The 24,845-nt window shown below is 58.9% G+C and carries 21 protein-coding genes; 15 read left to right on the forward strand and 6 right to left on the reverse strand.

Features of this window, described 5'->3' with window-relative positions; all coding sequences use genetic code 11:
* Window positions 1-188 precede the first annotated feature (188 nt).
* From ileS to FE840_RS08190, 4 genes are all read left to right on the forward strand, one after another.
* The gene (gene ileS / locus FE840_RS08175) at window positions 189-3,185 is read left to right on the forward strand and encodes an isoleucine--tRNA ligase (RefSeq protein WP_138285347.1); all 2,997 of its coding nucleotides are present in this window, start codon (window positions 189-191) and stop codon (window positions 3,183-3,185) included.
* A gap of 136 nt (window positions 3,186-3,321) precedes the next feature.
* The gene (locus FE840_RS08180; protein WP_138285346.1) at window positions 3,322-3,948 is read left to right on the forward strand and encodes a hypothetical protein; all 627 of its coding nucleotides are present in this window, start codon (window positions 3,322-3,324) and stop codon (window positions 3,946-3,948) included.
* 65 nt (window positions 3,949-4,013) lie between these two features.
* The gene (locus tag FE840_RS08185; RefSeq protein WP_138285345.1) at window positions 4,014-4,529 is read left to right on the forward strand and encodes a GNAT family N-acetyltransferase; all 516 of its coding nucleotides are present in this window, start codon (window positions 4,014-4,016) and stop codon (window positions 4,527-4,529) included.
* A 22-nt stretch (window positions 4,530-4,551) separates the two neighbouring features.
* Entirely contained in the window at window positions 4,552-5,343 is a 792-nt protein-coding gene (locus FE840_RS08190; protein ID WP_171033627.1) for a GGDEF domain-containing protein, read from the forward strand.
* Window positions 5,344-5,578: 235 nt separating this feature from the next.
* Here the strand turns inward: FE840_RS08190 and FE840_RS08195 are convergent, their stop codons facing one another.
* Window positions 5,579-6,034 carry a nucleoside deaminase gene (locus tag FE840_RS08195; protein ID WP_138285343.1) on the reverse strand — a complete coding sequence of 152 codons (456 nt, stop codon included), beginning with the start codon at window positions 6,032-6,034 and terminating at the stop codon, window positions 5,579-5,581.
* 69 nt (window positions 6,035-6,103) lie between these two features.
* On the opposite strand from FE840_RS08195, the gene FE840_RS08200 reads away from it, so the two are divergent.
* From FE840_RS08200 to FE840_RS08210, 3 genes are read left to right on the forward strand one after another with little or no spacing between them, the layout of a single operon-like run.
* On the forward strand, window positions 6,104-7,885 hold the full coding sequence (locus FE840_RS08200) for a pseudouridine synthase (RefSeq protein WP_138285342.1): 1,782 nt from the start codon (window positions 6,104-6,106) through the stop codon (window positions 7,883-7,885).
* A 6-nt stretch (window positions 7,886-7,891) separates the two neighbouring features.
* Window positions 7,892-8,452: a 16S rRNA (guanine(966)-N(2))-methyltransferase RsmD gene (gene rsmD, locus FE840_RS08205; protein WP_138285341.1), complete on the forward strand. Its 561-nt coding sequence runs from the start codon at window positions 7,892-7,894 to the stop codon at window positions 8,450-8,452.
* A 25-nt stretch (window positions 8,453-8,477) separates the two neighbouring features.
* Window positions 8,478-9,356, forward strand: coding sequence for a patatin-like phospholipase family protein (locus tag FE840_RS08210; protein WP_138285340.1), 879 nt, complete (start codon window positions 8,478-8,480; stop codon window positions 9,354-9,356).
* Between the two features lie 18 nt (window positions 9,357-9,374).
* Here the strand turns inward: FE840_RS08210 and FE840_RS08215 are convergent, their stop codons facing one another.
* The gene (locus FE840_RS08215; protein WP_138285339.1) at window positions 9,375-11,201 is read right to left on the reverse strand and encodes a monovalent cation:proton antiporter-2 (CPA2) family protein; all 1,827 of its coding nucleotides are present in this window, start codon (window positions 11,199-11,201) and stop codon (window positions 9,375-9,377) included.
* Between the two features lie 108 nt (window positions 11,202-11,309).
* On the opposite strand from FE840_RS08215, the gene FE840_RS08220 reads away from it, so the two are divergent.
* From FE840_RS08220 to lpxK, 6 genes are all read left to right on the forward strand, one after another.
* The gene (locus FE840_RS08220) at window positions 11,310-12,656 is read left to right on the forward strand and encodes a TldD/PmbA family protein (RefSeq protein ID WP_138285338.1); all 1,347 of its coding nucleotides are present in this window, start codon (window positions 11,310-11,312) and stop codon (window positions 12,654-12,656) included.
* Window positions 12,643-13,470, forward strand: coding sequence for a 3'(2'),5'-bisphosphate nucleotidase CysQ (locus FE840_RS08225; protein ID WP_246318873.1), 828 nt, complete (start codon window positions 12,643-12,645; stop codon window positions 13,468-13,470). Before FE840_RS08220 ends, FE840_RS08225 begins: the two co-directional genes overlap by 14 nt.
* A gap of 60 nt (window positions 13,471-13,530) precedes the next feature.
* A complete protein-coding gene (locus FE840_RS08230; RefSeq protein WP_138285337.1) occupies window positions 13,531-13,773 on the forward strand; it encodes a DUF4170 domain-containing protein in 243 nt (80 codons plus the stop codon).
* Window positions 13,774-13,927: 154 nt separating this feature from the next.
* Window positions 13,928-15,253 (forward strand): lipid IV(A) 3-deoxy-D-manno-octulosonic acid transferase, encoded by a 1,326-nt coding sequence (gene waaA / locus FE840_RS08235; protein ID WP_425502191.1) that lies wholly within the window; start codon window positions 13,928-13,930, stop codon window positions 15,251-15,253.
* 26 nt (window positions 15,254-15,279) lie between these two features.
* Complete coding sequence (locus FE840_RS08240; RefSeq protein ID WP_138285336.1) at window positions 15,280-15,993, forward strand: HAD family hydrolase; 714 nt, start codon at window positions 15,280-15,282, stop codon at window positions 15,991-15,993.
* Between the two features lie 104 nt (window positions 15,994-16,097).
* Window positions 16,098-17,147, forward strand: a complete 1,050-nt coding sequence (lpxK, locus tag FE840_RS08245; protein WP_138285335.1) for a tetraacyldisaccharide 4'-kinase — start codon at window positions 16,098-16,100, stop codon at window positions 17,145-17,147.
* Window positions 17,148-17,171: 24 nt separating this feature from the next.
* On the opposite strand, the gene FE840_RS08250 is transcribed toward lpxK, so the two are convergent.
* Both FE840_RS08250 and mutL read right to left on the reverse strand, forming a co-directional pair.
* Window positions 17,172-17,402: a DUF2093 domain-containing protein gene (locus FE840_RS08250; RefSeq protein ID WP_138285334.1), complete on the reverse strand. Its 231-nt coding sequence runs from the start codon at window positions 17,400-17,402 to the stop codon at window positions 17,172-17,174.
* Between the two features lie 64 nt (window positions 17,403-17,466).
* Entirely contained in the window at window positions 17,467-19,305 is a 1,839-nt protein-coding gene (mutL, locus tag FE840_RS08255; protein WP_138285333.1) for a DNA mismatch repair endonuclease MutL, read from the reverse strand.
* Between the two features lie 289 nt (window positions 19,306-19,594).
* Between mutL and FE840_RS08260 the strand changes: the two genes are divergently transcribed.
* Together FE840_RS08260 and FE840_RS08265 are read left to right on the forward strand one after the other, a co-directional pair.
* Window positions 19,595-21,280, forward strand: a complete 1,686-nt coding sequence (locus tag FE840_RS08260) for a response regulator (protein WP_246318874.1) — start codon at window positions 19,595-19,597, stop codon at window positions 21,278-21,280.
* A gap of 125 nt (window positions 21,281-21,405) precedes the next feature.
* Window positions 21,406-22,767, forward strand: coding sequence for a putative bifunctional diguanylate cyclase/phosphodiesterase (locus tag FE840_RS08265; RefSeq protein WP_138285332.1), 1,362 nt, complete (start codon window positions 21,406-21,408; stop codon window positions 22,765-22,767).
* An 84-nt stretch (window positions 22,768-22,851) separates the two neighbouring features.
* Here the strand turns inward: FE840_RS08265 and FE840_RS08270 are convergent, their stop codons facing one another.
* A complete protein-coding gene (locus tag FE840_RS08270) occupies window positions 22,852-23,562 on the reverse strand; it encodes a PRC-barrel domain-containing protein (protein WP_138285331.1) in 711 nt (236 codons plus the stop codon).
* Between the two features lie 276 nt (window positions 23,563-23,838).
* Window positions 23,839-24,726 (reverse strand): SMP-30/gluconolactonase/LRE family protein, encoded by an 888-nt coding sequence (locus FE840_RS08275; protein ID WP_138285330.1) that lies wholly within the window; start codon window positions 24,724-24,726, stop codon window positions 23,839-23,841.
* Window positions 24,727-24,845 lie beyond the last annotated feature (119 nt).

Raw genomic sequence — 24,845 nt, forward strand, 5'->3', positions numbered from 1 at the left:
TAGACAACCGAGCCATGACCAAGGTTCGGCTGACCTTTTCCCGGCGAATTATTGGCCCGGCCTTCCGCGCGCTTTGAGAGCTGCCGGAAGGTCCGGGTTTTTGGCGCTTGTTCCCGCAAGCGCGCTCCGTCACCGCTTAATCCCATTTCCATGCGCGGTCGAAGCGACCGCCCTTCAATGGCAAGATCATGACCGATACCCCTGAAAAACTCGACTATTCCAAAACCCTCTATCTGCCCGAAACCGAATTCCCGATGCGCGCCGGCCTTCCCCAGAAGGAGCCGGAAATGGCGAAGAAGTGGAAGGAGATGGGCCTCTACAAGCGCTTGCGCGCGTCTGCCGCCGGCCGCGAAAAATTCGTCCTGCATGACGGCCCGCCCTATGCCAACGGCAATATCCATATCGGCCATGCGCTGAACAAGGTGCTGAAAGACGTCATCACTCGCTCCTTCCAGATGCGCGGCTATGACTCGAACTATGTCCCTGGCTGGGACTGCCACGGCCTGCCGATCGAATGGAAGATCGAGGAAGCATACCGCGCCAAGGGCAAGGACAAGAACGAGGTCCCGATCAACGAGTTCCGCCAGGAATGCCGTGACTTCGCGCAAGGCTGGATCAATGTCCAGGCCGAAGAGTTCCGCCGCCTGGGCATCGAGGGCGACTTCGACAATCCCTACACGACCATGGCCTTCCATTCGGAAGCCCGCATCGCCGGCGAACTCCTGAAGATCGCCATGAGCGGCCAGCTCTATCGTGGTTCCAAGCCGATCATGTGGTCGGTTGTCGAGCGCACGGCGCTGGCTGAAGCTGAGGTGGAATATGCCGAGGTCGAGAGCGATACGATCTGGGTGAAGTTTCCGGTTGTGGCCATTAGGCGTGAGGGTTTTGCCGACCAGACTGTCGCGATTGCCGAAATCCTCAAGAAGCAAGGTGAGGATGTTGAGCCTGCAGACGTAGAAGCCGAGTTTGCTGAGTTGCTGACCGCTTCCGTTGTCATCTGGACGACCACCCCCTGGACCATTCCGGGAAACCGCGCGATCTCCTACTCTTCGCGCGTCGAATACGGCCTTTACGAAGTGACGGCAGCCGCGAATGATTTTGGCCCGCAGCCGGGTGAAAAGCTTATATTTGCAGACAAGCTGGCGACCGATGCCTTTGCCAAGGCTAAGCTGGAATTTGAGCGTTTGCGTCAGGTCTCGGCGGATGAACTCGCCGCTATCACCTGCGCGCATCCTCTCAAGGATCTCGGCTACACCTTCGATGTGCCCCTGCTCGATGGCGACCATGTCACCGACGACGCCGGTACCGGTTTCGTCCACACGGCGCCCTCGCATGGTCGCGAAGACTTTGATGCCTGGATGGGCCATTCCAAGGCTCTCGAAGCCCGTGGCATCGACACGAAGATCCCGTTCCCGGTCGATGACGCCGGCTTCTACACCGAAGACGCTCCCGGTTTCGGACCCTCCGCCGAAGGCGGGGCCGCGCGTGTGCTCGACGACAACGGCAAGAAGGGCGACGCCAACAAGCGCGTCATCGAAGCCCTGATCGCGGCCAACAACCTCTTTGCCCGCGGCCGCATCAAGCACGATTATCCGCATTCCTGGCGCTCCAAGAAGCCGGTCATCTTCCGCAACACGCCGCAGTGGTTTGTCTACATGGACAAGGAACTCGGCGACGGCACAACGCTGCGCACCCGCGCGCTCTCGGCCATCGATCAGACCCGCTTCGTCCCTGCCGGTGGCCAGAACCGCCTGCGTGCCATGATCGAGCAGCGCCCGGACTGGGTTCTTTCCCGTCAAAGAGCATGGGGCGTACCGATCTGCGTCTTCGCCGATGCCGAAGGCAATGTGCTGAAGGATGAGAAGGTCAACGCACGCATCCTCGAAGCCTTCGAGAAGGAAGGGGCCGACGCCTGGTTCGCCGAAGGCGCCAAGGAGCGTTTCCTCGCCGGCGAGCATGATGGTGACAAGTGGCAGATGGTCACCGACATCCTCGACGTCTGGTTTGACTCGGGCTCGACGCATACCTTCACGCTGGAAGATCGCCCGGATCTCAAGTGGCCGGCGGATGTCTATCTGGAAGGCTCCGATCAGCATCGCGGCTGGTTCCATTCCTCACTGCTCGAAAGCTGCGCCACGCGTGGCCGTGCGCCCTATAACGCCGTCATCACCCACGGCTTCACGATGGCGGAAGACGGTCGCAAGATGTCGAAGTCGCTCGGCAACACGGTGACGCCGCAGGATGTGATGAAGGAATCCGGCGCCGATATTCTGCGCCTCTGGGTCATGTCGACCGACTATGCCGAAGACCAGCGCCTCGGCAAGACGATCATCCAGACCAACATCGACGCCTACCGCAAGATCCGCAACACGGTCCGCTGGATGCTCGGCACGCTCGCCCATGACCATGGCGACGAGATTGCCTATGCCGATCTGCCGGAACTCGAAAAGCTGATGCTGCATCGCCTGGCGGAACTCGACCAGCTGGTCCGCAAGTCCTATGACGAATTCGACTTCAAGCGCATCGTCCGCGCCCTGTCGGATTTCGCCAATGTCGAACTCTCTGCCTTCTATTTCGACATCCGCAAGGACACGCTCTATTGCGAGGCTCCCTCCAGCCTGAAGCGCCGTGCTGCCTTGCAGGTTATTCGCAAGCTGTTCGACTGCCTGGTCCTGTGGTTTGCGCCGATGATGCCCTTCACCACGGAAGAGGCATGGCTGAGCCGTGATCCGTCCGCCGAGTCCGTGCATCTCGAACAGTTTCCGGTGATCCCGGCTGAATGGCAGAACGAGGCTGTCTCGGAAAAGTGGAAAAAGGTTCGCACTGTCCGCCGCGCTGTCACTGGCGCGCTCGAAATCGAGCGCAAGGAAAAGCGCATCGGCTCCTCGCTGGAAGCGGCGCCAGTCGTCCATGTCGGCGATGCCGAGCTTTTGAAGGCGCTCGACGGGCTTGATTTCGCCGAAATCTGCATCACCTCGGATATCGCCGTTGTCGCAGGCGAGGGGCCGGCAGAGGCCTTCCGTCTGGATGATGGCACGAAGGTCACCGTCGAGCCGAAGCTGGCCGAAGGCACGCGTTGCGCCCGCTCCTGGCGGGTCACCAAAGATGTCGGCTCTGATCCCGACTACCCGGATGTTTCGGCGCGCGATGCCAAGGCCTTGCGTGAGCTTGCGGCGCTGAAATGAGGAAAAGTGACCGGATGATTTGCGCTTTCGCGGGTCATCCGGTAAAACTGCCTGAAATTGGCCGAATTCGACTGACATGGCAAAGTCGTGTCAATGTATTTGGCGAGACGTTTTACGACGAGGCTGGAAGACATCCATGAAATCGGCATATCTGTTGAGAGTTGGCGTGGGGATGACCGGGCTGTTCGGTATCATGCTTGGCCTGACCGGCTGCGTTGGTAGCCCAACCTACGGCACCGACAAGACGGCCATGGAGCAGCTTGTTGAGGACGTGGGCTCCGCCGTATCCGTCACCGGCAAAGAGCCAGCCAACAAAAACACCAAGTACAATCCGCGCCCTGATCTGGTCCTTCCGCCCTCCACAGCGCGTGCCCAGCTTGTAACCCCGCAGCAGTCGCTTGCCAGCAAGGAAAATCCGGAATGGCTGGAGACACCGGAAGAAGCGCGTCAGCGTCTCGTTGCTGAAGCCGATGCCAATGCCGATGATCCGCGTTACCGTTCGCCGCTACTTGCCGGCTATGGCACGGCAGGAACGATGACGGAAACGCAGAAGTGGCAGGCTTTCCGTGATGCAAGGCGTATCCAGCAGGGCGCCTATCTCGATCAGCGCCGTTTCCTTTCCGATCCGCCGACCGAGTACCGGTTGACGAATGAGGCAGCGTTAAGCGACCTTGGCGAGCCGGAGCAGAAGAAGGAAAAGCGCCGGATGAAGGAAGCCAAGGCCGCGCAACAGGGCCGCAACTGGTGGATGCCCTTCCAGTAACCCCATTCTGTCAAAGATATATCGGGCAGGACGGAAACGGCCTGCCCTTTTCTATGGATATTCCCATGCCATTCACCATCCGTCCTGCAGCACCCGATGATGCTGCCGTCATCCTGCGCTTCATCATGGAACTCGCCGTTTATGAAAAGGCTGGCCATGAGGTGGAGGCAACCGAGGATTCCATCCGGCAGTCGATCTTTGGTGAAGGCTCGGTCACAGAAGCGGCCATTCTCGAGGCTGATGGCGTGGCTGCCGGCTTCGCCGTCTGGTTCTATAACTATTCGACCTGGCAGGCGAGGAACGGTCTTTACCTGGAAGATCTATATGTGTCGCCCGACTATCGCGGCTCCGGCGCCGGCAAGCTGCTTTTGCAACATCTTGCGCGCATCGCTGTTGACAAGGGCTGCGGTCGCTTTGAATGGAGTGTGCTGGATTGGAACGAGCCCGCGATAAGGGTCTATGATGCCGTTGGGGCAGAACCGCAGACAGAATGGATCCGTTACCGGCTGTCCGGCGACAGACTTGCAGCCTTTGCCGCTGGAAAACACGATGCTTCACCATTCGACGCGGCGGCTGGCTGACATCAGCTGTTTGTGGGTTGAGATGATCCCCTTTAGTACAACAACGATCAGGAAAGCTGCGCTTGCGACGGCGCGAGCCGTTGTTGCATCCGTCCTGATCATGTTGCTCCTCACTCCGGTGCTTGGTATCACGCCGGGCAGTCCAGGCTTCTGGTTGGGGGTGATTTGCCCACTTTTAATTGCTGCGCCGACAACGGTCTGGCAGTTTCATCAGCGCGAACTGCTGGCACGCGCACGTGACGAGCTCCAGTTGGCGCATTCTCAACTGCAAAAGAGCCATGAAGAGTTGCGTAGTCTTCATGCGGAACTGGCAGTTCAGGCACGCACAGACGGGTTGACCGGTGGTTTGAACCGGGGAGCCCTTGTCAGCCTGATCGAAGAAGCATGTGCAACATCCGGCCAAGCCGTAGGGCTGATGATTGCCGACATGGACCATTTCAAGCAGGTCAATGACGGTTTTGGTCATGCTGTCGGCGATGAAGCCCTGCGTGCAATTGCGGCGGTTCTCAGCAAAGAAGTCGGCCGCAATGGTCAATGGGGCAGATTTGGCGGTGAGGAATTCGCTGTTCTCCTGAAGGATGTGAACGAAGCGCAGATGCTCAGGAAGGCGGAGGCGATCCGTGACGCCGTATCGCAGATTAATCTCATACACGAAGGGCGTTCCGTGACACTCAGCATCAGTATCGGGTGCTGCGTGGCTGATACCCCGTGTATCATGGACGAACTCTATCGTTCCGCTGACGCGAGCCTCTACCGGGCGAAGGCGCAGGGAAGAAACCGGGTCGTCCTTTATGAGGACTGGATGGCAGTCTGAACTCCCCCGAAACCTACAGGTTTTTTGTCCGGTACCAGACCTGCGTGAGCCACAGCTGTAGGATCTGGCAAAGGGGCCCGAGACCTGACAGCAAGACCGAGCGGGGCTGACCAGCTGACCTTCCCCTTTAAGGTCCATTGCATCGGTAAAACGCGTTCACCGGGCGCTATCCGCCGATAGGCACAGGCCGCGAGCAGCACCATGATCGTCACCGAGACGATTGGAAGCCAAGTCGTCATGCCTCTCTCCTGTCGTGGAAGAACGCCTTGAGCATCTCTGCCGCCTCACTCTCGCGGATGCCGGAATAGACCTCCGGGACATGGTGGCAAGTGGGTTGGGTATAAAACCGCGCCCCGTGTTCCACACCACCACCTTTCGGATCGCTGGCTGCGTAATAGAGGCGACGGATGCGTGCGAAGGAAATCGCAGCCGCACACATTGTGCAGGGTTCCAGGGTTACATAGAGATCGGCATCCAACAGGCGTTCGTCACCGACAGCGGCTGCCGCCCTGCGAATTGCAAGAATTTCGGCATGTGCGGTCACATCGTTCAGTGCGCGGGTTTCATTGCCTGCGCGCCCGATGATCATCCCGTCACGCACGACCACGGCCCCGATCGGCACCTCACCACGTGCGCCGGCTGCCGTGGCCTCTGCAAATGCGGCCTCCATGAAGCCGTTTGTCTTCATCATGCTCAAACTTTCCGCTTAACCCGGACCCCGGGACCTGATAGGACAGCCCAAATGACAGGCAAACAGCAAATGACATTCAAAGACAAGTCCAGGCGTCCCGCAGGCAAACCTGCTGCACGCAGCGGCAAGCCGATATCGCGCAAGCCCAAATCATCCTCTGAGTCCAAGCCGGATCGAGCCTCGCGCCCCGCTGCAGTTGCTGCAGACGACGCGCAGAAGCCGGAACGCATTTCCAAGCTCCTTGCCCGTGCCGGCATTGCCTCGCGTCGCGATGTCGAGCGCATGATCATGGACGGTCGCGTCGCCCTGAACGGCAAGGTCCTTGATACGCCGGTCGTGAACGCGACGCTCAATGACAAGATCGAAGTCGACGGGCAGCCGATCCGCGGCATCGAGCGCACGCGTCTGTGGCTCTACCACAAGCCCGCAGGACTGGTGACGACCAATTCCGATCCGGAAGGTCGCCCCACCGTGTTCGAGAATCTCCCTGATGATCTTCCTCGCGTCATGTCGATCGGCCGCCTCGATATCAATACCGAGGGTCTGCTGCTGCTGACCAATGACGGCGGCCTTGCCCGCGTGCTGGAACTGCCGACGACAGGCTGGCTGCGCCGCTACCGGGTGCGCGCCCATGGCGAAGTGGAGCAGGCCGATCTCGACAAGCTGAAGGAAGGCATTGCCGTCGACGGCGTTCTCTACGGTTCAATAGACGCAACGCTCGACCGCAAGCAGGGCCACAATGTCTGGATCACCATGGGTCTGCGCGAAGGCAAGAACCGGGAGATCAAGAATGTGCTTGGCGCGCTTGGTCTTGAGGTCAATCGCCTGATCCGTATCTCTTACGGCCCGTTCCAGCTCGGTGATCTGCCGGAAGGCAAGGTCATGGAAGTGCGCGGTCGCATGCTGCGCGACCAGCTCGGTCCAAGACTGATCGAAGATGCCAAGGCCAATTTCGATGCCCCGATTTATGCCGGTGGTGGCGCAGTCGAGGAAGATGCAGACGAGCCGAAGGCCAAAGCCAAGCCTCAGAAGGCCGAGTGGGGACGTGAGGAAAAGCCCCGTGCTTCCCGTGCTCCACGCGGAGGTGGCAAGCGCGAGGACCAGCGCGAACGGGCGCTCGACCGCCTTGACACGCGTCGTGACAGTGGCGACAGGTTCGCTGACAAATCTGCAGACAAGTCGAAGCGAGCACCTGCAGGAGCCAAGAACCGGACCACCAATGTCTGGATGGCACCGGGCGCACGTCCGCTTGGCGAAAAGGCCGCTGCGGCCGCCGCAAGGCGCAAGCCTGATCTGCGCGCCGACAAGCCAGTGGACCGGTTTGATGATCGTTCGACCTCGACCGTCAAGATCAGCCGCGCCCGCGATGATGAAGGCGAGTGGATCCGCGCCGAAGGTCCTGACAAGAAGGCTGGTGGTCGAGACGACCGGCGGGGCGGCTTTGGCGATCGCGGACCTCGTCGCGACAGTGCTGAGCGTGGTGATCGGGGGGACCGTGGTGCCCGGCGCGACTTCGCTGAAAGGTCCGGGCGCGGCCCGCGTCGGGACGGAGAGGACCGAGGTCCGCGCAGGGACTTTGGCGACAGACCGACCAGAGGCGAACGTTCCAGTGGCGAGCGGTCGTTCGGCGACAAGCCGCGCGGTGCAAAACCTTTTGGTGACAAGCCACGTGGCGGAAAACCTTTCGGAGACAAACCTGCCGGCAAGTCCTTTGGTGGCAAGCCGGGCGGCGGCAAGAGCTTTGGTGGAAAGCCGTCTGGCGGGAAAGGCTTTGGCGGTAAACCATCCGGCAAGCCAGGTGGTCGTCCGTCGTCTGGCGGTGGTCGTGGACCGGCCAAGGGCAAGAGGTAATCGGGAATGCGGATTGTCGGCGGCGAGTTCAGGGGTCGCGCTTTGGCGACCCCGAAATCAAACGCTATCCGGCCGACAACCGATCGGACGCGTGAAAGCCTTTTCAATATTCTTGCCCACGCCCATGCAGGAGCCCTTGACGGCACCCGTATTCTTGATGTCTTCGCAGGAACCGGAGCCGTCGGTCTCGAAGCCATATCGAGGGGCTGCAAGTCCGCCCTTTTCGTGGAAAACAGTGTCGAGGGACGCAGCCTGCTGTGGGAAAACATCGAAGCTCTCGGCCTGCATGGCCGGGCCCGGATATTGAGGCGCGATGCCACAAGTCTTGGCCCTGCCAACAACATCGACCCATTTGACATCCTTTTTGCAGATCCGCCCTATGGCAAAGGGCTTGGCGAAAAAGCCTTTCTGGCGGCTCATGAAGGTGGTTGGCTGCTGCCGGGAGCGCTGGCCATCCTGGAAGAGCGTGCCGATGTGATGATTTCCGTAGACCCCGTCTTCTCCTTCATCGAGGAGCGCGGGTTCGGTGACACGAAAATGTACTTCTTTTCCTATAAACCGGCCTGATACTCAACTTTTCAGGAGCAGCCTGATGCAGCATGTCGCAACCACATCAGAAGCTCCTGAGGTCAAGTCCGCCGATCCAACCATAGGTCTTGCTCTTGGGGCAGGCGGCGCGCGCGGCCTATCCCATATCATTGTCCTTGAAGCGCTGGATGAACTCGGCGTCAGACCGTCGATCATCGCGGGCTCATCCATGGGGGCGATCATCGGATCCGGCTATGCCGCTGGGATGAGTGGCAAGGAGATCAGGGACTACAGCCTGAACCTCGCTGACAATCGCAACCTGGTGCTCAACCGCCTCTGGGGGCTGCGGCCCGCCAGCATGCGCGATGCGCTTGGGGGATTTCGTCTCGGACAGTTCAATCTGGAGCGAATTCTCGCAGCCTTTCTGCCGGAACAGATCCCCGAAAAATTCGAGCAGCTCAGCGTGCCATTGCTGACGGTTTCGACTGACTATTATGGGCAGGCGGAACTGGTTTCACGCTCCGGAGATCTGCGTCTTGCCGTGTCTGCGTCAGCCGCAATCCCGGCGCTGTTCAGGCCGGTGACGATCAACGGACGGCTGATGATTGATGGCGGCATCTTCAATCCGGTTCCCTATGACCATATTCAGCAAGATGCTGATATCATCATCGGGGTCGATGTCGTCGGTGGCCCTGTCGGCCATGTTTCCCAGATGCCGAACAGAATTGACAGCCTGTTCGGTGCGTCGCAGCTGATGATGCAATCCAACATCGCTTTGAAGCTGAAGCTTGGAGCACCAGACATTTTTCTACGGCCAAACGTCAACGAGTTTCGGGTTCTCGATTTCCTGAAGGCCCGTCAGATCCTTGAGGCTGCTGAAAGCCTGCGCGACCCCTTCAAGCGCGAGCTGGATGCAAAGATCACCGCTCGCGCACGGCATTGATCCGGCTGATCCGTGGGCTCAGCCGCGAGGGCCGAGCTCATCTTCATGGACGAGGGGACCATCCTCTCCCTCGGGCGCGTGAATACGCTTCGGCTTGATCAGCGGCTCCGGCTTGACCGGGCGATTATGCATCAGGTCCCGTCCCGCCAATATCCCTTCCTGTGCCTGGAGGCGAAGGCGCTGCTCATCGCGCCGGCGGATGTCCTCGCCGATCTCGTAAGACGTCTCTTCCGAGGCGCCAAGCCCCTCCAGAGCCTTGCGTCCGAACAGCAGGCCGGACTCGAATGTCTCCCGCAATTCATACTCTACATCCCGCGAACGAAGCGACAGTGAGTGAACCCGATCATAGGAGCGCACGAACAGTCGAACATCGGGATACTCCGCCCGGATAAGGTCCACGATACGATCGGTGATCTCCTTCTTATGCGTGCAAACGGCAACGATCTTGGCCTTTTCGATGCCAGCTGCACGCAGCACGTCGAGGCGCATTCCGTCACCGAAATAGATCCGGAAACCAAAGGCCGCTGCCTGACGGATGCGATCGGCTGAATCATCAATGATGGTCACGTCGCGCCCGCTGGCAAGCAGGATCTGCGCAGCGATCTGTCCGAAACGGGAAAAGCCGATCATCAGGACATCCGATCCCGCTCCGTCGAAGTCCTCCTCCAGTTCCTCCTTGTCGCTCTCGTTTGTCATCAACCGGCGAGAGAGCATTGTGGCAAAGGGTGTAAGTGCCATGGAGAGCGTCACGATCGATATGAGTAGCGAGGACGTAGCAACACTCGCAACGCCCGCCGTTGTTGCCGTGGTGAAGAGAACGAAGCCGAACTCCCCACCTTGCGGCAGGAGCAGGGCGATCCGGATTGCGTCATTGTGGTCCGAGCCGGAAAAGCGACATAGCCCGTAAAGGACGAGGGCCTTCAATCCGAGAAGAAGCGGTACGGCTGCCACGATCAGCCAGACATTGTCCACGATGACCTGCAGGTCCATCGAAAGTCCGACGGCCATGAAGAATAGCGCAAGCAGGATGCCGCGGAAGGGCTCGATATCGGCCTCCAGTTCATGGCGATAGGAGGATTCGGCCAGCATGACCCCGGCGAGAAATGCGCCCATGGCCATGGAAAGACCGCTGATTTGCATCAGATAAGCGGACCCCAGAACCACGAAGAGGGCAGCTGCGATCATCACCTCGCGCGCACCGGTTCGCGCGATGATCTGGAACATCGGTGTCAGCAGGTAGCGACCGGCAAGGATCATCGCAACCACGGCACCGACCGCGATAGCAATCTCCACGATTGGTGAGGAGCCCCCGCCGCTACCCTGCGTGCCGATGATGCTGACCATGGCAAGCAGTGGAACGATGGCTATGTCCTGGAACAGAAGGATGGAGAACGACCTCTGCCCGTAGCGGCTGTTCATGTCGCCATTATCATTGAGCAGCTGTAGCGCGAAGGCTGTTGAAGACAGCGCGAGCCCGAAACCCGCGACAAGCGCGGCACGCCAGTCAAGCAAGCCGGTCGCAAATGCGACGGAAGTCAGGAGCAGCCCGGTAAGAACCACCTGTGCGGTCCCCAGTCCGAAAATGTCACGTCGCATGTGCCACAGGCGGCTGGGCTTCAGTTCCAGTCCGATGATGAACAAGAGCAAGACCACACCCAGTTCAGCGACCGCCAGAATATCGCCCGTACCGCCGATCAGGTTTAGAACCGGGCCGATCACGACGCCCGCCGCGAGATAACCGAGAACGGTACCCAGCCCCAGCTTCCGGAAGATCGGTGCTGCAATCACGGCCCCCCCAAGCAACAGCAGTGGTTCGGTGAATAATGCTTCAGCTGCCGTGGCCAATTGTCTCTCCTGCCGGATCGTGTCGGGCTCGTGAACGGGAAATGCACGTGCCACCCTTGATGCTCATGGCATTGCACAATAAATGGAGCTCTAGCGAAAGGCCACTTCATGACCAGCGAAATACAGTCTGAAAATCTGCTTGATCGAGCCGAACAACTGGTCGATCTGGCGAGGAAGGCCGGTGCCAATCGCGCCGATGCCGTCGTCGTGCGTTCTCGCTCCAAGGGCGTCAGTGTACGGATGGGCAAGGTCGAATCGACTGAAGCTTCAGAAAGCGATGATTTTTCGCTCCGCGTCTTCGTCGGCAACAAGGTCGCCAGTGTCTCGGCCAATCCGGGCTTTGACCTCGCTGCCCTGGCAGAACGTGCAGTGGCCATGGCCAAGGTTTCACCTGAAGACCCCTTTGCCGGCCTGGCAGATGAGCAGGATCTGGCGCGCACCTATCCGGATCTCGAGCTTTTTGACCCCACTCAGGTGTCCAGCGATGCTTTGCGTGAAAGCGCGCTTGCCATGGAGGAGGCCGCACGCGCCGTCGATGGCGTGACCAACTCTTTGGGAGCTGGTGCCTCGGCCGGAATGGGCGGCCTTGTTCTTGTTACCTCCCACGGCTTTTCAGGCAGCTATATGGGCTCCCGTTTTAGTCGCTCTGTCGGTGTGATCGCCGGTGAGGGCACGAAAATGGAGCGCGACCACGATTTCGACAGCCGCCTCTATTTTGCCGACCTCGACGACGCCGAAGTCATCGGACGACGTGCCGCAGAACGCACGATCAAGCGCCTCAATCCGCGTCAGGTCCCGACTCAATCGAATTTGACCGTTGTCTTCGATCCCCGTGTAGCCCGTGGTTTCGTCGGCCATATCGCAGGTGCCATCAATGGCGCATCGGTGGCGCGAAAGACCTCCTTCCTGCGCGACAAGATGGGACAACAGGTCCTGAAAAAAGGCCTGAACGTCACGGACAATCCGCTGAAGGTGCGGGGGTCGTCGTCGCGTCCCTTCGATGGCGAAGGGGTGAGCGGACAGCCGCTGACAATGATCGAAGACGGCGTCCTGAAACATTGGTTCCTGTCTTCCGGCACGGCTCGTGAGCTGGGCCTGAAGACCAATGGACGCGGTGTGCGTGGCGGGACGAATGTGTCTCCCTCATCCACCAATCTGGCGCTGGAACCCGGCGATATGACGCCAGAGGAGCTGATCGGCCAGGTTGGCACTGGTCTTTATATCACCGACATGATTGGCCAGGGCGTCGACATGATCACGGGCGAATACAGTCGCGGCGCCAGCGGCTTCTGGATCGAGAATGGCGAACTGACCTATCCGGTCTCGGAAGTCACCATCGCCTCGAACCTGAAGGACATGTTCATGCGCGTGACGCTGGCCAACGACATTGATCGCAAATTCGGCGTTGCGGCTCCCACCCTTGCCATTGAAGGCATGACACTTGCTGGAACCTGAGAGCAAAGCCCCGGATGACAGCTTCAACTGGGCTGGCGATCTTGAACTGATCCGCAGCGCGGCGCGCGAAGCTGGACGTATTGCTCTCGGCTTCTTCGGGCAGGAACCGGAAGTCTGGTGGAAGAATGAAGGTCGCTCACCCGTTAGCGCTGCCGATTACGCAGCCAACCAGGTTCTGGAAGCGCACCTTCGCCCGGCGCGTCCAAGCTATGGCTGGCTCTCCGAGGAAACCGATGACGATCCGGCGCGCCTGTCCTGTGAGACCTTGTTCGTCGTTGATCCGATCGACGGCACGCGCGCCTTCATTGCCGGCAAGCAGACCTGGTGCATCAGCGTAGCCGTTGTGCACAAGGGTGCCCCCGTGGCAGGCGTGCTGGTGGCACCTGCGCTGAACGAAGAATTCACGGCCTGGATTGACGGACCTGCCATGCGCAATGGTGAGACCATCACGGTCTCTAATCCCGATGCTCGGCAACACCTGAAAGTCGCGTCCGCACAGGACATGGTGGCCCGTTTTTCCCCCGCGCTTCGACCGCGTATTGAACGCGTCGCCCATGTGCCGTCGCTGGCCTACCGGCTGGCGCTTGTTGCCGATGGTCGGCTCGATGCGACGCTGGTCTTGCCGAACTCCCATGATTGGGATCTCGCCGCCGCAGATCTGATCCTGACGCGGGCCGGAGGGCGATTGACCGATCTCGATGGCGAGGCGCTGATCTATAACCGGAAAAGCGTCACGCATGAAGAACTCTGCGCCGCCTCGGGTGCCGTCTGGCCCGAGCTTGTGAAAGGGCTTACACGAATTTCCCGGAGTTGACCTTTTCGGGGAAATCGCGCAGAGGAAAGCCAAGCTGAAATTGAAGGGGATAGGACCGAAATGACGGATTCCAATGACAACAAGCAGCTGCTCCACCTCGTTTTTGGCGGTGAGCTCTCCAATCTGGAACAGGTCCAGTTCCGCGACCTCGACAGCCTCGATATCGTGGGCATTTTTCCCGATTACAACAGCGCTCTCGTAGCATGGAAGGCCAAGGCCCAGGCCACCGTGGACAACGCACACATGCGCTATTTCATTGTTCACATGCACCGTTTGCTTAATCCGAGCGACAAGGGGCAATAAATATTGGTTTGATCCGATTTGCCGGTTGGCGCGCCATGAAGTGCTGTGCCATGGTCATGCTTTGAACCAAGTTCTGTTGAATGGCTTTTCAAAGCATGTTCCGCCTCCTGAAAGGGCATGAAACCTTGTCGACCTTAGTAAGCAGAGTTCTACCATGACGTTGAGCGACGGTCTGGCAAAGGTCGTGCTTGCGGCTTACGGGTGGGCCGGTCTGGCGGCCTATCCGCTTGCTGGATCAGTCCTGGCTTACAGAACATCAAAGGGGAAAGAGGATCGGGCGCGTCGCGACGAACGCTTCGGCCATCCCAGCGTACCGCGTCCTTTCGGTCCCCTGGTCTGGGTTCACGCCGCCAGTGTCGGTGAGACGGTAGCTGTCATCCCGTTGATGCGTGAACTCCGTCGCCGTGACATCAATGTCCTGCTGACGACCGGTACGGTCACATCGGCGGAAGTCGCCAGCAAAAGGCTTGGCGATACCGTCATGCACCAATATGTGCCGCTGGATCTCAGGCCGGCCGTTCGTCGTTTCCTCGACTACTGGCAGCCTGACGCCGCCATTGCCGTCGAATCCGAAATCTGGCCGACAACGCTGCTTGAACTGCGTCGGCGACAAATCCCCCAGATCCTTGTGAACGCCCGCATGTCCGACCGGTCCTTTGCTCGCTGGCAGAAGCGCCAGGCAGTGGCCGAAGCCCTGTTCGGCAAGCTCGCTCTCGTAATTGCACAATCTGATGTTGACGCCGAGCGCTTTCGCGACCTTGGGTCCTGGCCGGTTTCCGTCTCCGGTAATATCAAGGTGGATGGCGATGCACCCCCTTGCGACGAGACTGTCCTCGAGCGCTATCGAAAACAGGTCGGCTCACGCAAGACCTGGGCAGCGATCTCCACCTTCGATGGCGAAGAGAAAAGCGCCGTCATGGTGCATCGGGCGCTGAAGGCCCATACCGGCCTGCTCACGATCATCGTTCCGCGCCATCCGGAACGGGCTGACGAGATCGAGGCCATGATGGTGGAGCGTGGCGTGAATGTCGCCCGCCGCTCCCGCAATGATCCGATCACCCCGGAAACGGATATCTTCCTCGGCGATACGATCGGCGAAATGGGGCTCTATCTGAGGCTCACGGAGATCGCTTTCGTCGGTCGTTCCCTGTCGGCAGAGGGTGGGCAGAACCCGCTTGAACCGGCCATGCTGGGTTGTGCAGTCCTTTCAGGTCCGCAGGTCAGCAACTTCCGTGAAAGCTACCAGAAGCTGTTGCGTGCCGGCTCCGCCCGCATTGTCAAGGACACCGAGATGCTGGCGAAAGCCGTCCATTTCCTGATGACCAATGATCTCGCCCGGATCAAGATGATGGATGCGGGTGTCGAGAGCATGCAGGAAATGCGGGGCGCCCTGATGGCGACGCTCAAGGGGCTTGAACCCTATATCAATCCGTTGACCGTCAAGGCGAGGCTTGCACCGCGCGCTGTCAGCGGAACCTAGCACCAAGACCTTTGGGGAATTTCTTCATGGCAGCAGTGCAGTCGATTGCCGGCATTGTGTTCGACAAGGACGGCACATTGCTCGACTTCGACGCCAGTTGGGGGCCGGTCAACCGAGAAGTCGCGTTGATGGCGGCCGCTGGCGATCAGGATCTGGCCGATCGACTTCTCCTCGTCTGTGGCATGGACCCCGTTACGGGTGACATTGCTGCCGACAGCCTCTTTGCTGCAGGCAATACCGTGGAGATTGCAGAGGGAATGGTCGCAGCTGGTGCCCTACTGCCGCTTGAAACGCTGATACCCCGAATTGATGACTGTTTTGCCAAAGCGGCGGAGTTCTCGGTTCCTGTCGCCGATCTTGCGCCATTGTTTTCTAGCCTTCATGCGAAGGGCCTGAAACTTGGCATAGCGTCAAGTGATAATGAACGCTCGATCCGTATTGCGGCAACGCGATTGGGGATCATTGAGTATGTTGATTTCATTGCCGGTTATGACAGCGGTCACGGATACAAGCCGGAAGCCGGCATGGTTCTCGGCTTTTGCTCTGCAACGGGCCTGCATCCGACCGAAGTTGCCGTGATAGGCGACAATAATCACGATCTGCAGATGGGTATCAACGCTGGTGCCGGGCTGAAGATAGGTGTCCTCTCGGGGACCGGATCGCGTGAGACATTGAGCGGTCTTGCAGATTGCATTCTTGAGGATGTCACCCAGCTTGAGGCTCTGCTTGCAGCCCCCTGACTGTCCCATTTTGAACTGCTTGACTTGACGAAAGTCTCATATGCGGTGTTTTTGTCGCCTGGAAACAGCGATGATGCTGCATTTGACAGTGAGAGTGAGCCTGTATGGTTTCTGAAGCACCACCCTTTTGGTGGACGGAAGCGGATTGGCGAGCCTATGGGCTGGCGCCTTTTGCCCTGGTTTATGGTCAGGTGGCGGCAACGGTCATGCGCCGGAAGAACCGCCATTCGGTGCCTGTTCCTGTGATCTGTGTCGGGAACTTCACGGTCGGCGGCGCGGGCAAGACGCCCACAGCCATTGCCCTGGGACGGGCGGCAACAGCAAAGGGTTTGAAGCCGGGTTTCTTGAGCCGGGGTTATGGTGGCTCGCTTGATGTCACCACGATCGTGGACCCACGTCATCATCGCGCGTCCGCCGTTGGCGATGAACCTCTGCTCCTTGCAAAGGAGGGGTTGACGGTCATTTCCAGGCGACGGGTGGCCGGAGCTGAAAAACTGATCGCTGAAGGCGCCGACATCATCATCATGGATGACGGGTTCCAGAGCGCCAGATTGGTGGTCGACTATGCGCTTGTGGTCATTGATACCCATCGCGGCATCGGCAATGGTTTCGGTGTGCCCGCCGGACCTGTCCGGGCGCCGATCCGGACCCAGATGCAGTTTCTCGATGCCATTCTGAAGGTTGGTAATGGAAATGCTGCGGATATGTTGGTTCGTCAGGCCTCCAGAGCCGGCAAGGCCGTTATGGTCGCGAACATCAGACCCTCTGCCTCGGAAGATTTGAACGGTCGCCGTGTGCTGGCCTTTGCCGGCATTGCCGATCCCGGCAAATTTTATCGGACCCTCACACAGATAGGTGTGGAGATTGTCGATCGGCAGGCCTTCCCCGACCATCACCATCTCGCCGAAGATGAGGTTGCCGATCTGCTCCGGCGAGCCGAACGGCAGGGACTGCAGCTTGTCACAACCGCTAAGGATCATGTCCGGCTGACCGGTGGACACGGAGAAACGGCAGAACTTGCCGAAAGAAGCCGGGTGGTTGAGGTGGAAATGGCCTTCGATGATCCCGCAGCGCCGAACTTGATCCTGGATCAGGCGATCAGGGCTTGCCGTCAGCGATTACTGTCCGGCACTTCCAAGAATGGCAGTCGATAGCTCAGTCAGAAGCTGCAGAACGGCTTAGCGTGTCTGGTTGGGAAGGGCGCCAGCGCGCTTCTCGGCTTCCAGCGAAGCACTGGCGTCCGCATAGGGCTCCTGGCGTAGGACACTCCAGTATTTCAGCTCGTCGACCAGAATAGGCTTCCCGGTAATGGCACAGACAACATGGTTGCCGGGGGCAAGGATCTGGAAATCTCCATCGAGGTAGCGGATTTTCGCCTCGCGATTGCCGCTGCTTTCGAAACGGTTCATACCTGATCTCCTGCGCCTGTCACGAAACTGCATTACCGCGACCACCGGCATATTTCCAGCATTTTCAGCTTCGCCCGAACAGCCGCTCGATGTCGGAGAGCTTGAGTTCGACATAGGTCGGACGACCGTGGTTGCATTGGCCGGAGCCTGGCGTCTGTTCCATCTGGCGCAAAAGCGCATTCATCTCCTCGACCCTCAGCCGGCGCCCGGAGCGCACCGAGCCATGGCAGGCCATGGTTGCCGCCACATGGTCCAGCCGTGCAGAAAGACCATCGGCGGTATCCCATTCGGCAATCTCGTCTGCGAGGTCGCGGATCAGCCCCGCGACATCCATCTCGCCGAGCATCGCCGGCGTCTCCCGAACAGCAATCGCTCCAGGGCCAAATCGTTCGACCGAAAGGCCCAGCTGTTCCAGATCTACAGCGCGCGTCATAAGGCGGTCGCAGTCCTCTTCCGGCAGATCGACGATCTCGGGGATCAGCAATCCCTGCGAAGGCAAACGCCGCCCGGTCAAGGCCTTGCGCATCTGTTCAAAGACCAGCCTTTCGTGAGCGGCATGCTGGTCGACAATCACCAGACCGTCATGCGTCTGCGCCACGATGTAATTTTCATGCACCTGTGCTCTGGCAGCGCCGAGCGGGAAGGAGCTTTCAGACGCAGCCTCTGTCTCCGACGCTTTGACTTCCAATGCCTCAGCGCGCGCTGCCGGTTGAACCATGGTTGAAAAGGCGGTTTGCGGCGTTTCTCCAAACGAGAATGGAGAACTCGGAGGCTGCCGCCGTCCCGCATCCCTTTGCCATTCATCGGAAAACGGTCGTGATGGCGAAGTCGAGGCCTGCCAGTTGGCCCGAGGGGGCGGTGCATAGCCTGGCCGAAAGGCGCGCAGCATCCCACCGGCTGATGTTGTTGCAGCCCGGTCTCCTTCCCGCTGGAGGGCCTGTCGGATGGAGCCGACAATCAGTCCCCGCACCAGTCCCGGATCGCGAAACCGCACGTCGGATTTTGCCGGATGCACATTGACGTCCACCAGTTCAGGATCAAGGGACAGGGAAAGAACTGCAACCGGATAGCGACCCTGCGGAATGGTTTCGGCATAGGCGCCGCGGATGGCAGACAGGATCTGCTTGTCCTGTACCGGGCGACCATTGACGAAGGCATATTGATGGCCGGAGTTCCCCCGGTTGAAGGTGGGCACTCCTGCGAAACCGGTCAGTGTTACGTCTTCACGCGCGGCATCCAGTTCAATCGCATTGTCGCGAAAGTCAGCACCCAGAATCTGAGCAATCCGCGCCAGATGGTCATCCCCTGTGGAGGGAAGTTCCAGCGTCGATCGATCCGTGCCCGACAGCACAAATCGGATGGATGGAAAGGCAATGGCCATTCGCTTCACCAGTTCGGTAATGGCCGCCGCTTCCGCCTTCTCGCTCTTCATGAATTTGAGCCGCGCCGGCGTGGCAAAAAAGAGATCGCGAACCTCGACTGTCGTTCCGGGATTGGCGGCTGCCGGTCTGATCGGCATCACCTTGCCGCCAAGCACACTGATTTCAGCGCCAGCCGTCGCTCCAGCCGGACGGCTGGTAATCGTGAGTTTGGCGACGGAGCCAATTGAAGGCAGGGCTTCTCCGCGAAAACCGAGAGATCGGATGTCGAACAAGGTTGTACTGATTTTCGACGTGCAGTGACGCCGGATCGAAAGTTCCAGGTCTTCCGGCGTCATGCCACATCCATTGTCGATGACGCGCAACAGTGTCTTGCCGCCGCCGGCGGTGGCGATCTCGATGCGGGTGGCCCCGGCATCAATGGCGTTTTCGATCAGTTCCTTTGCCGCACTTGCAGGGCGTTCGATGACTTCGCCTGCGGCAATCTGGTTGATCAGGGTCTCGGAGAGCTGCTTGATGATCATGCGCCATTTTCGGGGATTCGGGGCGTCAGGAAAAGCGGAATCGGCAGTGCAAATTGAGTTGTTCCGCCATTAAGTGGCCTTTAACGCAAATGTTTTAGTTTGAACGATAACTTGAATGTCTCGGTGGTCGGCTGGTCCGCCAGTCAGGGGAGAACGGAGTGCCGTACCGTTCAACGCAACCCTTGTGCCACTCCCTCAAGTGTATGAACGGCATGCCCGCATCATCTTCTATCCCAAGAGAACTGGGGGACTGAAGGCTTTTGACCTTTGAACCCCGCGAGGCGACAGTGTGAGCGAGTATTCGGCGGTCCCGCGCGTCACCATGGGACAAGACGGTCTGATCGATCCAGCGGCTGACATGAACATTCAGGCGGCGTTGCTGGATGCAGTGTCCGAGGCGATCTCGGCCGCGATTCTCGTCTATGACCGGAACGACCAGCTTCTGTTTGTCTCGCGCCTAGCCCATGCCTTCATTCCGATTTCTCCGGCATATCTGAAGCCCGGCCTTCGCTTGCGCGATCTGCTGAGTGCCCTTTATGACACCGGCTGGCGAGGTGTCAGCGCGGGACAGGAAGATCCGACCTGCCACAACAAGGATGAATGGCTGGCCCGACAGATTGCGGCGCATTGGAAAGAACGGCTCGACATCCAGATCGTTGACGAGAAACGCCGTTGGACCCGCTACAACAAGCGACGCTTGCCCTCCGGTTACGGCATCTGCGTGATGAGCGACATCACCGAGCAGAAGAAGCGGGAGGAGCAATGGCGTGCTGATGTCGAGAGGGTTCAGCTCACCGAGGAGATCCTCGACAATCTAGCGCATCCTGTCTTCGTTCAGGATCGCGATCTGGCTGTCGTCGCCGTCAACAAGGCCCTGTGCGCTCTTCTCGACGTCAATGCGGAGGCGAGTCTCGGGCGCGGTCTGGCCGAGTTCTTTGATCGGCAGATTGCTGACCGGCTGACGACGGTCGCGCGGCATGTGCTGGAAAACGGGCAAGATGCCGAAGTGACCATTCCCGTAGGATCCGGTCCCGACGATGCGATTCCGATGCTCGTTCACATCCAGAGGGTCGGAAAGCCGGGACGCTATTTCGTTGTCTCAAGCTTCGTGTCAACGACTGCCTTGTCTGGCAAACGGGACCACGTCGTCGCTGATGCTCTGGCAGATCAACCCTTTGATGATCGTCAGGGCCTCTCGCCGAATGCTCGCCTTGCCGGTCGCAAGGCACTATTGGTCACAGCCGATAGGGCTTTCGAGACAAATGCGCTGGAAGTTCTGGAGGAGCTTGGTCTCGACAGCTGCTGCGTTCGCAATGAGGCCGAGTTGGAGGCTGTCCTCAACATCGCTGGTTCCGTCGGCGTCAATGTCGATCTGGCAATCGTCGATGTGGAGATGGATGTCGGTTGCCTCGGCATCATCCAGTCCTTCGAGATCGACTATATGACTCTCGAAAACTATCAGGTCGATACCGACCTCCGCTTTACCGTTATGGATCGTCTGACAGCGCTGCATACTGTTGCGCCAGTCGACGACTGGGAAATCGACACGGGAGCGGAGGTCGCGACCCCCACGACAGGTCCCATACCATTGGTTCTTGTTGCGGAAGACAATCCGGTCAATCAGATCGTCTTTTCACAGATTCTGGAGGGTCTCGGTTTCGCCTATCGGATCGCGGCGAGCGGCACTGAAGTAATCAGGCTTGCAGGAGAGCTCCATCCCGCCGTCATCATGATGGATATCACGCTGCCGGATATCAATGGATTCGAGGCCGCTCGCCGTATTCGCGACGCGAACCGTCATACCGGTTATGCGGTACCGATCGTTGGCGTTTTGCCCCAGCCCCTGGACCGGGATCGCGAGAATTGTTTTGCAGCGGGTATGGCAGATGTGATCCTCAAACCTCTCAGCCCCGACATGCTCGAGAGTGTTATCCGACGGGTTTTGCCGGAGGTTGCGGCAGCCTTCAAACACTGAAACAGTGTCAACACCCTAGATCATGGGCGAGGAACTGTGACCAACTTTGGGCCAGCGCTATGATTTTTTTAATTTTTCCGCCCCATCTTGAAACAATGTAAGGCGGACTGCATCAGGGAATTTTCATGGGCCACGCTGGACCTGCCAAAGAGCAGCCTACCCAGAACGAGCTTCAGGCTATGGCCTATACCGATCATTTGACCGGTCTTGGCAATCGCTACCGGCTCCGCGACAAGGTGCGCCAGATCGCGATCGAGCGAGCTGCCGATCCTGCACCCTTTACCGTGGGCATCGTAAACCTCGATGGCTTCAAGCCGATCAACGACCTGTTCGGGCAGGCGGCCGGAGATGAAATCCTGTGCCAGGTTGCGCACCGGCTCAAAGCCTGCGTTCCGGACGGAGCGACAGTCACACGTCATGATGGCGATGAGTTTGCCATAATCCTGCCTCTGGTCTTCGAACGTCTTGGCGCCGAGCGTGCGGGTAATCTGATCAAGGACGTGCTGTCTGCGCCCTATGACCTCGGCGATCGCAATGTCCGACTTTCGGCATCGCTTGGTTTCGCGGTCTATCCCTTTGCCGGGGAAGAATTCGAGGAACTGATGAAGAGTGCAGAAACGGCGCTCTATCATTCAAAGCGTCGAGGCCGTGGCCAGATTACCGTCTATTCGCGGGAAATTGCTCAGGAAATGCGACGGGCAACACAGCTCGAGCAAGCGCTGCGTAACGCCATCATCAACGATAATGTGGATGTGCACTTCCAACCGATCGTTCGCCTCTCTGACAACCGGGTGCTTGGCTTTGAAGCACTGGCCCGCTGGAATGATCCCGATCTTGGCTTCGTGTCACCATCGGTCTTTGTGCCCCTCGCCGAAGAACGCGGGTTCATCGATACCCTCTCCGAGACGCTGCTTTACAAGGCTGCCGAAGCCACCCTGTCCTGGCCGCGCGATCTCTTCCTGTCCTTCAATCTCTCCTCCTGTCAGCTGATGGACACCCGCACGGCAACCAACACGCTGGCGATCTTGAACCGGATCGGTTTCGATCCGCAAAGGTTGGAGATGGAAATAACTGAAACGGCGGTCATGACCTCTGCCGAGACCGCACGCCGCATCATTCACGATCTGAAAAGCGCGGGCATCCGCATTTCGCTGGATGATTTCGGAACCGGACAGTCGAGCCTAGGCCGTCTGCGCGATTTTCCATTCGACAAGGTGAAGATCGACAGAGCATTCGTCTCAGCGCTGACGACAGACCGGACGTCTGAACATATCATCAGGGCGATCGTGACAATGTGCGATGGCTTGGGCCTTGAGGTGGTCGCCGAAGGGATCGAAACTGCGACCGAAGCCCAGAAGCTCAGGGAATTTGGCTGCGCCATGGGGCAGGGTTACTATTTCGGCAAGCCAGCCGACGCAGCAACTACGATGCGTTATCTTAAAGAGCATCACCACGAGTTCGCATTGGTCGAACGAACTGTTGGGTGATTCGCCCTCGCTGACTTTGCGTGCGAAAAAGGCGGCGCAATCGGCGCCGCCTTATGGACCCTGTGGCACATGGCCCGTTCCAGGTTAGTTGTCCGTCGACGGGGTTGTTGTGCCCGTGGTGCCGGTGGTACCGGGAACAGCATCCGCTGCAGGCTCGCCCATCCGGTCGTTCATCACATCGTCCTGCTCGTCAAGGGGAACGAATTCCGGTGCATTGCGCAGGCTGTCCGCAGTTTCCGTGGTCATGAGGCGAACTTCGCCCTCGACGTCACCCTCCGTGTTTTCCCGCGTCAGCGTGATCTTGCTCATCGGCAATGCGACGTCCTTTTCGCCAATGCCGAGGAAACCACCGACGCCGACGACTGCAGCAACGATGCCGCCGTCACGCTGGACGAGCAGGTCGTTGATATCGCCGATGGTCTCGTTGTCTGCCGTATAAACGGCCTGGCCCATGAAATCGCTGACCCGCATCTGACCTTCCGTCTGCGTCGTCACGTAGTCCTGGATTTCGCCTGCGGCATCGGCATTCATGGTCGCTGCCGCGTTGGGATCTGTAACGGCATTATTACCGGTACCCATTGTAGTATTGCCGGTCGCTGTTGAGGGGTCTGCGGTAGTCCCAGAGTTGCCTCCCTCGGGCATAGCCGGATCAACTGGTGCCATTGTATCTGTCGACGGGACAACGCCGGTCGTCCCGGAAGCGCCGCCGGTGGCATCCTGAGCAATGGCCAGCGGTGCAATTGCAGTGGAGCCAAGCAGAATAGCTGCTGCCAGAGTGTTAAACGACTTGTTCATGATAGCCTACCTTCTGTAAGAATTCTCTTGAACCTGTGCAAGCATGCCAAGTTTTGATGCAACTATAGTATGCGCCTTAAGCAAAACGATTTTGCTTTGCATCGGTTCGATGAGAGAATGCCTGCAGGAATACTTGGTTCCTTCGATGGCGAGGCAAATCTTTTGGTGTCGTCAGGGAACAAAAGGGTCGCAACATGGTTTCGCGACCCTTCTGAAAGCTCCACCCCGATGCATCCGCGGGATGGATGAAAGCCGATTTGGATGCTGCAACCCCGTTTAGAATTTGAACGATGGCTCAGGCTTGCCCCTGACGGCAACACCGAGTTCGAATGTGGCGCCGGCCAGCGGATCTGCATGACGCGCCTCTGTCGACATTCCCTCCCAGGCTGAGGTGACGATCAGTCGATCATGGTTCTCGCCAACGAAGGCAGGGCAGGTGACCTGCTGAGCCGGGACGTCATAACGGGCCAGCAAAGTGCCATCGGCCTTGTATCGGTCCACCGAGCCCCCGCCCCAGCGCGCGTTCCAGATAGTGCCGTCCATATCCACGACAGACCCGTCAAACACGCCGTCACGGTTGCGTCCGTCGACCAGTACGGACGGCGCGCCGATGGGAAGTCCGGTTCTGGGGTCGACATCCACACGCATCATCCGATTGTCTTTGGAATCGGTGAAGTAACCGACGCTCCCATCGGGCGAGAAGCAGATCGCGTTTGGAATGCTGATGGCGCTGAAGAGTTTGGTCACTTTCGTTCCTGCGACGTGATAGATGGCACCGGCACCTGTTTCAGCCTTGCGTCCCATCGTGCCGATCCAAAGCGCGCCGGATGGATGCACCCGGCCATCATTTGACCGATTGCCGGGCTGGTCGCTTTCAAGAGCTACAAAAGGCGTTATCTGTCCGTCGGCACGCTGGCGAATGAAAAGACCCTGATCGGATGCAATCATCTGTCTTGCATCATCGACGCGCGCAATCACCGTGCCATGGAAGGGCAGTGTGTGCTTTGACAGCCTGCGGTCTTTCAGATGGTAATCATAAAGGGTGCATCCGAGGATATCGAACCACCATAGAGTTCCCGTTTCCACCTCGAAACTAGGTCCTTCACCCAGTTTGAGCCTGTCATCGGCAATAACTTGACCCGAAAAGGGCTCTTTGGCATCCATGGTGTGTCTCCCTGCGATTAAATTTGGGCCAGTCTCGATGTTTTTCTGTTTTTTGGCAGGGGTTTACCGTAAAATAAAGTGGGGTTATGGACGTTGAGGCCACTTAAAGTCTATGGTCC

It is taken from the genome of Peteryoungia desertarenae (assembly GCF_005860795.2).
Taxonomy (GTDB): domain Bacteria; phylum Pseudomonadota; class Alphaproteobacteria; order Rhizobiales; family Rhizobiaceae; genus Allorhizobium; species Allorhizobium desertarenae.